Consider the following 10,947-nt stretch of genomic DNA (forward strand, 5'->3'; position numbering starts at 1 on the left):
TGGTAAACTACACATACTCATTAGGAGTTTACCATGAGCAAAAAACAAAAGATTTATACAGTGGAATTCAAAGCTGAAGCAATTAAAGCTATTGAATCAAATAAAGGAAATGTCTCTGAAACGGCTCGACAGCTTGGTATTTCAATGCAGACCCTTTCAAATTGGTACAACAAAGCAAAAGCTGGAACATTAGTAGGCACACAACAATATTCGCCTGATCTCGTTGCGCTACTCGAAGAAAATAAGAAACTCAAACAGCAACTCAAAACTACGGAAATGGAAAGAGAATTTCTAAAAAAAGCAGCAGCGTACTTTGCCAAGGACCATCAGTAAGGTACGATTACATGAAAGAGAACAAAAACACCTATCCAACAACGATGATGGCTAGACTGCTCAAAGTTTCAATTTCAAGTTTTTATGACTGGTTAAAACGAGGCATGAGCAAAAGAGTTGTTCAAAGAAATCAGCAGACGATCTTAGTCAAAATAGCTCATCAAGAAACTAAAGAAAGTTATGGTCATATTCGCTTAACGAGGTATTTACAGTCACAAGGCATCCCAATTAGCGAGTATGCAGTCCGTTGTATAAAAAGGCTAAATCAGCTGTATTGTAAGCGCCATAGGCGTTTTAAAAGAACGACGAACAGTGATCATAATCGAGCGATCTATGACAATTTACTCAAACAAGAGTTTTTAATGACCAAACCTAATCTTGCATGGTCAAGTGATATTACGTACATATGGACAGCTGAAGGTTGGTTGTACTTAGCTGCTTTAAAAGACCTTTATACTAGACAGGTCGTTGGTTATAAGCTTAAGTGAGCGAATGACAGCGCAACTAGTTTGCAATGCGCTGAGTATGGCAATTCGCAATCACAAACCATCACATGGGCTAATTGTGCACTCAGACAGAGGAAGCCAATATTGCAGTCATGAATATCGAAACATGCTTGAAAAATATGGATTTCAAGGTTCAATGAGCAAAAAAGGAGACTGTTACGATAATGCCCCGATTGAGAGCTTTTGAGGAATACTCAAAAACGAGTTGGTTCACCATCGCAACTACAAAACAAGGGGAGAAGCCAAAGCAGATATTACAAAATACATAGAGCTATTTTATAATCAGAAGAGAATCCAGAAAGGACTGAGTTTTAAGACACCAAATCAAATGGCAGAGGACTTTTACGAGTTGGCTGCCTAGAATCTCCCAAGTGGAAGTGTCCTGTTATTTCAGCACACATCAAACTCTTGAATCTAGATAGCCTAATTATTAAAAAGAAACTTATCGATAATTTAAAGATATATTTCAAAACTAAAAATTAATTTAATTTTTTATAGAGTTCCATCTTTCAACTTTAATAAATCATGATAAGTTTGTTTTTTTTGAACAATTGTCTTTAAGATAAAATCTGTCTTTCTTAATGACTCAGCATTGTTCAGATCAAGCATAATCGCCACTTCATTATACCATTCATCTTCAGGTGCATTATTTTCCCAACGATCCCCCCATCTGTCATCTCTACTAATTTGAATTGATGAATTCACATCGACTAAACCATCTTTATTTTCTTTTAAAATTCCTAAGTGAATTACTATTTCGATGGCATCATTAATAATTGTCAAAGGATAATATACCTCTCCATCTGGATTTCTTCTGAAATCAGAGTATTCATTTGCAGCAGACCAAGCTGTAATCTGCTCTTTTGGTATGTATGCTTCTAAAATATTCTTTAAACAAAGATACATACTACAATAATCGTCATATTCTCTATCCCACTGTAAAAATGGAAATTTTGGGTGATCCTTAAAAAAATTAACTATCTTTTCTATATTCGTCATTATTTAACCTTTTAATATTTCGCCCTTCAAAATATCTATATCCATTCTTCTAGCATCAAAATCTGGTGGAATAACACCAGTAAAATGACGACCTGCAAAACTAAAAGAATGTTTACCTACAGAAACTCCATATGGTGTCTTCGCTTCCATCCAAGCGATCATTGCTTTATAGGCTTGAGTTGCACCTTTGTGATAATCAACTGGACTTTTTATTTTAGTATCTGGTTTGCTATGACCTTCTAATTTTAGCATGGCAATACGCATGGAAAGTGCATATTGCTTACATAGTACTAGAGGCGGTGGAAAAGGGTGATTTGTCCAAACGCTACCTGCTTCAGTTGCAGTCACAATCATTCTATTTGCATTCTGCGCCTGTATACGACCACTATGCTGTTCGTTCTTACACTCCTTATTAGAACTATTACAAGATCTCTCAAGTTCCTTAGATTTCGCTTTACTTGCTGCCAATGCTTGATCTTTTTGCTCTTGAGTTATACCCGAACGACTATTATCGATATCCTCTTCAGCCAGATCAATTCTTTGATTGAGCATGCCTGTAATTGTTCCATCTCCTAATGGGGATGGAGTGAATATTCCAGTTAATATTACGCCTATAGGATTTGCTCTTGCTCCTACCTTAGCTGCAGTTCCTGCTCTTTCAGCAGCTTTTTCAGCAGTTGTCCCCCAACCACCAAAAATATCTGCTGCATCAGCCGCTATTGCCACGATTTTTTCTCCAATGCTTCATAGAATTTTTGACTATCTGAAGAATTTAAAGAGCTTTGTAAAACTCCAGCTAAGATATCAATTGCAAGAAATGGTGGAAATAATCTATTTATTAATAAACTGCGATTCCATGGATCATCATCTAAATTATTTTTATTCAAAATAAAACATAATTCTCCGTAAGCCGCTCTCCATTTGTCATAGTCAGCATGATTTTCCATTCCTACCAGATATTTTCGAATTTTTGTTTGGGCAGTAATCAGGAATTTTAGTCCACTATCTTCATTATTATTAAAATACTTTATCGCCAGTTCGCTATAAGTGTTTTTTAGCCGATTCCAGTTCCACAAGGCTAGACTTTCTTCACGATCTGCAGAAAATTCCTCAAGCTGTTCTTTAGTAAATTCGATAACCATTCTAAATCCTCTCCAATAACTTGAAATCACCAGATACTTCTTGATACCACCAACCATCAATAGGTTCTAACAGAATATCTAAATTTTTTTTATCTAATAGTCGATTTAATGATTTGATAACTGAAGGATCATAAAATCTGAACAATGCTAATTCGCCGGATGATAATTCTGCTTGTAAGAATGGCTGAAAATGTTTGATCAATTCTTGGTTCGATAGATTTGTTTTCAATATCGAAAACATTCCTAAATTTTCTTCTATAACAAGTTCATTAATAAATTTTTGATTATTTAGTTTATTTAAATTCAACAATAAAGGGGAAAATTCTAATGGTGTAGAATCATCAACAGTTCCATCGAATAAATTACCTATATATTTGATATTTCTATCATAGTTTAAAGTAAGCCAATGGCGCATATAAGTATAATTTTTAGCTGCATCAATCAACAGGAAGAAATTATATTTAGATTCTTCACCACTAATTTTCTTTGATAACTGTAATATGTCCATCCTATATTTCCCTATACACAAACGGTAAACCTTTTCGAGCGGCATCAATTAAACAGGGAATACATATTTTCGTAGAAATATTAGGAAGCTGGAAATTATGACGTGTACCTTTGACAAATTGTGCTTGAGCAGACCTAACCTCAACAAGCCCAGGACTATTAATATCAATAGAACCGTCAGTCTTTATTTTTATGTATCCCCCACCACAAGTCAGCATAATTTCTTTTTTGGCTGCAATCGTAATGGAATTCTCAGTACTCATGATCTTAAAATCCTTGAGAGATGCTAGATCAATTTGATCATTTTGCGCATGAACTTTAATTTCACCTTGAGCCGCTACAATATTTATACCTTTTTCTTGAGTATAAAAGCTTAATCCCTTCGCAGCATGAGCAGTAAACTCACCATTTGAATTTATATCTAACTGTTGACCCGATATAATTTTTATATTTTCTTTAGCAACATGAGTTTGGTTTTTTTGACTTACAGAAACAAAATCCTGAGGAGTACTAAGCAGAATATTAGGATGCTCAAACTTTTCTAGACTATTTTCTACTTGAGCAATCAAATCATTACTAATTTGATAGTTTTCATCTTGGAAAGCCTTACTTACTCGAGCATTTTTTTCTAAACTTTTGAGTTTTTCTATAGATTCATTTAATTGCGTTAACAACTCTTTTATATTTAATTGTATATCTTTGGCGTTTTCTTGACTCGCAGAACTAATCAATAATCCCTTACCAGCTCGAATAGCACCCCATTGGTCGGTTCTCAGTTCAAAGCCTTCCCCTCGTCCCTCACTTTCTGAGGTTTCTTTGGGATGACTGAGGTTCCCTAGGTTGAGCTGGGTAGCACCATGGGTACTTTGTAATTGTGTCGAAATTTGTCCTGTGGTGTCATCAAAGCACAGTTGTCCAAAGCCCTCACCTTGGACTTCCTTACTTTTAATCCCAGCCAGTTTTTTGGTGTCTGGCAGTTTACCTTTACTATCAAATTGGGTCGGACTGCGCTGTGCTTCATGTATGCGCCCCACCACAAATGGTCGGTCGATATTGCCGTCAAAGAAATCGATGACCACGATTTCATTAATACGTGGTAAGAAACGTGCACCATAGCCTTCGCCTGCCCATGGGGTAAGCACATCTACCCATGCAGAATCCGTATCATTGTCATTACTGCCTGCACCGCCATCATGGCTGTGGTCATCTCCACGGGTAAATAAGAAACGAACTTTGATTCGTCCCCATTCATCGACATGTATTTCTTCACCACTTGGCCCGACAACTTTAGCCCGTTGCGGATGGGTGCTTGGACGGTGTTCGAGTGGGTTATATTCAGGAACCGTCGCAATATTGCGGCGTTGTAATGTGAGCTGATTGGCCTGACGCTCGGCCTGTTCATGGATGGGTTTAATGTTCCACTGACTTTGTTCAATCAGTTGATTGACTTGTTCAGAGAGGTCTTTAGGTAAGTTATTTTGGTTATAGAATTTTTTTTCTGTGATTAAAAATTGTTTGTCTGCACCACTGTGTTGATCGATTTCTGGGTGTTCATTCAATTCAAACCAATAACCCACTTGGGTATCACGCACGGTCGATTGTGCATTGAATTTTTTCGATTGTAGCTCGTGATAGCGCGTTAGGTTTTGATTCAATTTTTCAATCTGGCTGTTAGATGAAGCCGTAGCTTGGTCTTCGCCTTTTAAGTCTTGCATCCATGCAGGGCTGACATGCCATGCTTGCTCTAGACTTAAGCTGGCATTGTCTTGGCTTTGGCTATGCTGATGTTTGCTTTGAACTGAACCTGCGCCTTCTTCTTGGCTCAGTCCATCGGCTTGCCAGCGCTGCACATGGACCGCAGTCGGTTGAATGCTACGTTCACCGATCAAGCTGGTGATGCTGTCTTGTTTTTCTGTGGCACTAGAGCGATGAAAGCGGATACTACGACGGCTGAGTGCTTGATATTGGCTATTGTCATCAATCAGGCGGAGTTTTTGTTTTTCAATTGGCGCTGAGGAATGCGGCACTTTCAACTGTGCTTCATCGATGAGCCAGTTAATGCCTTCACTGCGCCAAAGTCGCGTTAAAAAGTCATAATCGCTTTCATTCGACTGCATGATGAAAGGTCGAACGTCATAGTTTTGGCTTAAACCGCTTAAATCAAGCATTAGACTGGCAGCAAAGAGCGGACTTTTGCTTTGCCATTCTTTGAAGATTGTTTCACTAACATCGCGAACAGATTTGTTCATAAACACACGGCTGTTGCGGCGTTTATGCCACAGTGAAGTTGCATCTTCTAAAGTGAGTTTATATAGGGTGAGTGAACCGTCACTCTGCCCTTGAGCCGCCTCTGTAATAATACCCGTAGTACGGAAGAGTTCGCCCTGATCAGTCACTTGATCAACGGCAACTTGTGCGCCAATAAATTGTTTTAGTGGAATAAGTGCATTAGTAGATAGGCAAATCAAAGTCGCTTGCACGCCTTGGTTTAAGACATGCTCCCCATCAATACGTTGAATAAAAAGCTCATCATTCAACGCAGGGTTGGAAAATTGCACATGAATGGCACGTTTTTGGGCGGATAGACCCAATTGTTCTAATACAGCAAATATTTTGCCTAACATAATAAAAATTCTAAATTGTAATCATGGAAATAATTTTGCTGCTAGTTTAGTCAAATTCATCAATAAACTTAATGCTTAAAACCATAGAAGATGTTTCGTTATGTAAAATCCACGATTCAAAAATTCACTTAAAACTAAAAAGCTGAGAACCCACTCACTAAATACTTCTTGCATATAAAATATTCACCAAATGGTCTTAGACCATGCACTTACATCCAACAAGCAACGTCATTCACACAAGTGTAAAAATAGTTTATCGTCTAATTAGCACCGAGCTTAATGATTAATTTTTTAATATTATCTTTAAAAATAGTAGATTAATTTAAACTCAAGTCAGATTAAAAAACACACAACCCTTTCTTTCCTGTCTTGTAATTCACCTAAGATCCCCTATAATTCAAAAAAACAGACAAGTCTGTCTATTTTGCTGCAAAAACCGAATGAATTTAGCATTCAGAGGGTAAAAATATAAATGAGAGAAAACGTATAAAACGTTCGAAAATCAAATCATTGACTTAAGCTAACAAAGTGAATGATTTGAACGCACAATTGTCAGCAAAGCGCGATTACCCCAAATAATCGCGCTTTTTATTTTCTTAGAATCTTAAGTCATGTGAAAAAAATTGATGGTTAATCAATACAAATAAGTCGTCGCTAGATTTAAAACCTAGATGCCTACAAACAAATTTTTAAGCAGCCAATTCCAAACGAATTAAGGTTTCAACTCGCTTCCAATACTCTGCTAAATGCACTTGGTTGGGGTCAATTTGGGCTTGGATGGTCATGCCATCCAAAATGCTACTCAGAAATGCAGCGAGTTGTTCAGTTTGCTGAATGCCCAGATTTTGCAAAGCAGTACTTAGTTTTGATTTGAGCCAGTCTTTATAATCGATCGCAGGTTGTAATGACGAAGGATAAACTTTAGATATTTCTTCTACTGCTTTTTGAAACATACAACCATTGAAATCTGCAGTATGAAACCAAGCATCGTACCAAGCAAAAATGGTTTTAATATGCGAAAGATGGTCTTCTGGATCACATTCTGCAATAGCAGCTTCAAGTGATTCCTGTAAATTAAGATTTCGAATCACGAGACATTCTTCAATTAATTTGGCTTTAGAGGGGAAATATTTATAAAACGTCATTTTAGCAACGCCTGATTCCCCAATAATTCGATCTATACCAATCGAGTTATAGCTATAAGAATTGAAGAGTTGGAGCGCAACGTTAATGATGTCTTGCTTTTTCGACATTTAATTTACCTGATGCACCAATGGGGCCTAAACATAAAGCTTTCAAGGTAGAAAACCTAATTTTTAAACATGATTTTCGCGCGCTATTGTAAAGCATAACTTAATTGGAGTCTGTAGATAAAACCTCAGCACCCTATTAAATACAGTCTGATTTCAGATGATTTATCGAATTAGCAGTCAGGAAAATTTCGTATAAAACTGACTGCTATTTTAATTTCAACTAGCGATTTAACGACTATTCATCTGCGTTAAAAACATGGATAAAATGAATGCCATTAACGGTGGATTTAAGAGTAAGTATTTTAAGAGCAAGGGGTACTCAGAATATCTTTTTGCTTACGCTCTTGCAGTGCTTTTCGAATCACCTGATAACCACCCGTTAAACCTAAGATCGCCATGATTGCGGCCACGATCAAATCTGGCCATAGACTGCCTGTACCAAACACCCCGACTGCAGCCAAGATCACTGCGACATTACCAATCGCATCATTACGGCTACATAGCCAAACGGATTGCATATTGGAGTCACCTTCTCGGAAGGCATATAAAACATATGCACAAATGACATTAGCAACTAGAGCCAAAATACCAATCAGCCCCATGGTGATCGGTTCAGGAGCGATCCCATTGGCATAGGCATAGAGCACTTTGGCAATGACCACGATCCCAAACGCTGCCATAACAAAACCTTTCACCAAGGCAACCGTTGCACGCCAATATAAACTGGCGCCAAGTACGGCTAATGAAACCCCATAATTTACGGCATCACCAAAGAAATCTAACGAGTCCGCCCAAAGCGCAGAAGAATGTGCATAAGCCCCACCAATCAGCTCTACCAAAAACATTATGGCGTTAATGATTAGGGCAATCCAAAGTGCAATACGAAATTTACTGTTGGGTTTGCTTGGTGCTGGCTCATGACTACATGTACATGCCATAAATATGCTCCAATTTAAAAATCAATGGATTTGTATTATTCTTATTCAAAACTATGGACTCACTCCAAGGTCAAGCATGAACGTACAAAAACATTATTTGATTAAAGAATTGTCCACCAAAGCTGGGGTAAGCGTTGACAGTATTCGCTTTTATGAAAAGAAAAAACTGCTGAAACCTAGCTTCCGCGCAGACAACAATTATCGCTATTATGATGAAGAAATGTACAAACGTTTGGTTTTTATTAAGCGCTGTCGAAACCTCGATATTTCTCTCACCGAGATTCAAACCCTGCTTGAACTTGAGCAATCCCCTACGCAAAGCTGTCATGCTGTGAATGAATTAATTGATAATCACATTCGTCAAGTTTCTGAAAAAATTAAAGAATTAGAAAATTTTAAAATACAGTTAAGTAAGCTCCGTGCTAGTTGTAATGAAACCAGTCAAATTAATGATTGCCAAATTTTAAAACATTTGGAAAACGAAATATCTTGAAAACCCAACTAAAATACTTGGTTGAATCCTTTTTTTAGATCACTACAATAAAGCCATAAATTTTTTATGCCTTTATTGACATGACGATTCAACACGTAACCGAACTCCTCTCACCTGCTGGCTCATTAAAAAATATGCGCTACGCTTTTGCTTATGGCGCAGATGCCGTGTATGCAGGTCAGCCGCGATATAGCTTACGTGTGCGCAATAATGCTTTCGACCATGACAATTTAAAAATTGGCATTGAAGAAGCTCATGCCTTAGGTAAAAAGTTTTATGTGGTGGTGAATATCCAACCGCATAACTCAAAACTGAAAAATTTCATCCGTGACCTTGAGCCTGTGGTTGCCATGGATCCTGATGCGCTAATCATGTCTGACCCCGGTCTGATCATGATGGTGCGTGAACATTTTCCAGAAGTGTCCATTCATTTGTCTGTCCAAGCCAATGCGGTGAACTGGGCAACGGTTAAATTTTGGAAAAATATGGGACTGACACGTGTCATTCTGTCACGTGAATTATCAATCGAAGAAATTGAAGAAATTAAACACAATGTACCTGATATGGAAATTGAAGTTTTCGTACATGGTGCATTATGTATGGCTTACTCCGGTCGTTGCTTACTTTCTGGCTATATGAATAAACGTGATGCAAACCAAGGTGCATGTACCAATGCATGCCGATGGGATTATAAAATTCACGATGCAGTTGAAGATGAAACTGGTGATGTTATTCCAGTCACACAAATTAAAGAATCATCATGCTGCAATAATAAAAATGCCGATGAGCAACACGCCCTAGAACAACACCAATTCGGCGAGCCGGTTTTATTACAACGCAATGAAGAAGACATGTTTGCTGCCGAAGAAGATGAACATGGCACTTATTTCATGAACTCGAAAGACTTGCGTGCTGTACAGCATGTTGACCGTTTAACCAAAATGGGCATTCATTCTTTAAAAATTGAAGGCCGTACCAAGTCTTATTTCTACTGTGCGCGTACCGCTCAAATTTATCGTAAAGCCATCGATGATGCCCTTTCTGGTAAACCATTTGACCCTGCTCTCATGTCTCAGCTTGAAGGTCTTGCGAACCGTGGTTATACCGAAGGTTTTCTACGCCGCCATGTACATAGTGAATATCAAAACTATGAAACCGGCTCTTCACGTTTTGATCATCAACAGTTTGTAGGTGAAGTCTTAGAACGCAATGGTGACTCTCTTAAAATCGAAGTGAAAAACCGTTTTGTTGTAGGTGATTCTTTAGAACTGATGACCACTTCAGGCAACATCACCTTCGTTTTAACTGAAATGAAAGATAAAAAAGGTAATCTAATTGACGATGCCAAAGGTTCAGGTCATATCGTGGATATTCCTGTACCTGCCGATGTGGATATGCGATACGCCTTACTGATTCGTAACTTACCCAATTCGACAGTGGATATTTCGGCTTCAACTTTAGCTTATCAGGCTTGAGTTTACTTTATGGCTTTGTTGATTACAGATAAATGCATCAATTGTGACATGTGTCTACCTGAATGTCCCAATAATGCCATTTATGAAGGCTCAAAGATTTATGAAATCGATGTCGCACGTTGTACTGAATGTGTCGGTTTCTATGAGCACCAAACTTGTGTTTCAGTTTGTCCGATTGAGTGCATTGTGCCTCATCCTGAACATGTGGAGACAGATGAGCAGTTAATGGAGAAGTTTAAAGGCTTGAATTTATTTAAATCTTAAATTCGTGATGTGATTGGTATATTAATTGCTTACTCCGCTTTATATTTTATAGAGAAACAACCTTGGGGAAAGTATAAAAATAAGGTTGTAAAACAAAAATAGCTGGGCAACGAATAGGATTCAAAATGTGTGGGGACATTTTTGAATCCTAATTTTGCAGACAAAAAAAGGAACTCCGGTGTTAGCGTCCAAAGTTCCTATAAAACGAGAATATTAAGAAAAATAATATTCTAATGACAACATTCAGCGCGGCCAGCGTGTTTCTCGAAACACACTGGCCTTTCTTTTATTGACCCGAACGGATGATGTAATCAAAAGCAGACAATGATGCTTTCGCGCCTTCACCTGTTGCAATGATGATTTGTTTGTAAGGTACTGTTGTACAGTCACCTGCGGCAAATACACCTTTCACA

General features: G+C 37.9%; 10 protein-coding genes and 2 pseudogenes. 4 read left to right on the forward strand and 8 right to left on the reverse strand.

The genetic code is table 11. The annotated features are described in order from the left end of the window. The first annotated feature begins 33 nt into the window (after nt 1-33). Nucleotides 34-1,200 (forward strand): annotated as a pseudogene (locus tag FTU77_RS14345) (IS3 family transposase). Nucleotides 1,201-1,331: 131 nt separating this feature from the next. Here FTU77_RS14345 and FTU77_RS14350 read toward each other — a convergent pair. From FTU77_RS14350 to FTU77_RS14380, 7 genes are all read right to left on the reverse strand, one after another. After that, nucleotides 1,332-1,838 (reverse strand): hypothetical protein, encoded by a 507-nt coding sequence (locus tag FTU77_RS14350; protein ID WP_111885350.1) that lies wholly within the window; start codon nt 1,836-1,838, stop codon nt 1,332-1,334. 3 nt (nt 1,839-1,841) lie between these two features. After that, nucleotides 1,842-2,564, reverse strand: coding sequence for a hypothetical protein (locus tag FTU77_RS14355; RefSeq protein ID WP_180056089.1), 723 nt, complete (start codon nt 2,562-2,564; stop codon nt 1,842-1,844). Further along, nucleotides 2,555-2,980: a hypothetical protein gene (locus FTU77_RS14360; RefSeq protein ID WP_111885352.1), complete on the reverse strand. Its 426-nt coding sequence runs from the start codon at nt 2,978-2,980 to the stop codon at nt 2,555-2,557. The genes FTU77_RS14355 and FTU77_RS14360 overlap by 10 nt, the downstream gene beginning before the upstream one ends. 1 nt (nt 2,981) lies before the next feature. Next, nucleotides 2,982-3,488, reverse strand: a complete 507-nt coding sequence (locus FTU77_RS14365; protein WP_180056090.1) for a DUF4123 domain-containing protein — start codon at nt 3,486-3,488, stop codon at nt 2,982-2,984. A 1-nt stretch (nt 3,489) separates the two neighbouring features. Continuing rightward, a complete protein-coding gene (locus tag FTU77_RS14370) occupies nt 3,490-6,111 on the reverse strand; it encodes a type VI secretion system Vgr family protein (RefSeq protein ID WP_180056091.1) in 2,622 nt (873 codons plus the stop codon). 689 nt (nt 6,112-6,800) lie between these two features. Beyond that, complete coding sequence (locus FTU77_RS14375) at nt 6,801-7,364, reverse strand: TetR/AcrR family transcriptional regulator (RefSeq protein WP_180056092.1); 564 nt, start codon at nt 7,362-7,364, stop codon at nt 6,801-6,803. A gap of 302 nt (nt 7,365-7,666) precedes the next feature. Next, on the reverse strand, nt 7,667-8,302 hold the full coding sequence (locus FTU77_RS14380) for a cation transporter (RefSeq protein ID WP_180004217.1): 636 nt from the start codon (nt 8,300-8,302) through the stop codon (nt 7,667-7,669). A 76-nt stretch (nt 8,303-8,378) separates the two neighbouring features. On the opposite strand from FTU77_RS14380, the gene FTU77_RS14385 reads away from it, so the two are divergent. The 3 genes from FTU77_RS14385 (at nt 8,379) to FTU77_RS14395 (ending at nt 10,534) form a co-directional block, all read left to right on the forward strand. After that, nucleotides 8,379-8,795: a Cd(II)/Pb(II)-responsive transcriptional regulator gene (locus FTU77_RS14385; RefSeq protein WP_180004216.1), complete on the forward strand. Its 417-nt coding sequence runs from the start codon at nt 8,379-8,381 to the stop codon at nt 8,793-8,795. Between the two features lie 80 nt (nt 8,796-8,875). Then, nucleotides 8,876-10,270, forward strand: coding sequence for a tRNA 5-hydroxyuridine modification protein YegQ (yegQ, locus tag FTU77_RS14390; protein WP_180004215.1), 1,395 nt, complete (start codon nt 8,876-8,878; stop codon nt 10,268-10,270). A gap of 9 nt (nt 10,271-10,279) precedes the next feature. Next, the gene (locus tag FTU77_RS14395; RefSeq protein WP_180056093.1) at nt 10,280-10,534 is read left to right on the forward strand and encodes a YfhL family 4Fe-4S dicluster ferredoxin; all 255 of its coding nucleotides are present in this window, start codon (nt 10,280-10,282) and stop codon (nt 10,532-10,534) included. A 286-nt stretch (nt 10,535-10,820) separates the two neighbouring features. On the opposite strand, the pseudogene FTU77_RS14400 reads toward FTU77_RS14395, so the two are convergent. Next, nucleotides 10,821-10,947: pseudogene (locus tag FTU77_RS14400) on the reverse strand (pyridine nucleotide-disulfide oxidoreductase); the annotation flags it as partial.

This window comes from Acinetobacter sp. YH12142, from assembly GCF_013418435.1.
In the GTDB taxonomy this organism is placed as follows: domain Bacteria; phylum Pseudomonadota; class Gammaproteobacteria; order Pseudomonadales; family Moraxellaceae; genus Acinetobacter; species Acinetobacter amyesii.

Excerpts from the sequence above, each read along its gene's own strand:
- FTU77_RS14350 (WP_111885350.1), bottom strand. The coding sequence starts at position 1,838 with ATGACGAATATAGAAAAGATAGTTAATTTTTTTAAGGATCACCCAAAA.
- FTU77_RS14360 (WP_111885352.1), bottom strand. The coding sequence starts at position 2,980 with ATGGTTATCGAATTTACTAAAGAACAGCTTGAGGAATTTTCTGCAGAT.
- FTU77_RS14365 (WP_180056090.1), bottom strand. The coding sequence starts at position 3,488 with ATGGACATATTACAGTTATCAAAGAAAATTAGTGGTGAAGAATCTAAA.
- FTU77_RS14370 (WP_180056091.1), bottom strand. The coding sequence starts at position 6,111 with ATGTTAGGCAAAATATTTGCTGTATTAGAACAATTGGGTCTATCCGCC.
- FTU77_RS14375 (WP_180056092.1), bottom strand. The coding sequence starts at position 7,364 with ATGTCGAAAAAGCAAGACATCATTAACGTTGCGCTCCAACTCTTCAAT.
- FTU77_RS14380 (WP_180004217.1), bottom strand. The coding sequence starts at position 8,302 with ATGGCATGTACATGTAGTCATGAGCCAGCACCAAGCAAACCCAACAGT.
- FTU77_RS14385 (WP_180004216.1), top strand. The coding sequence starts at position 8,379 with ATGAACGTACAAAAACATTATTTGATTAAAGAATTGTCCACCAAAGCT.
- yegQ (WP_180004215.1), top strand. The coding sequence starts at position 8,876 with ATGACGATTCAACACGTAACCGAACTCCTCTCACCTGCTGGCTCATTA.
- FTU77_RS14395 (WP_180056093.1), top strand. The coding sequence starts at position 10,280 with ATGGCTTTGTTGATTACAGATAAATGCATCAATTGTGACATGTGTCTA.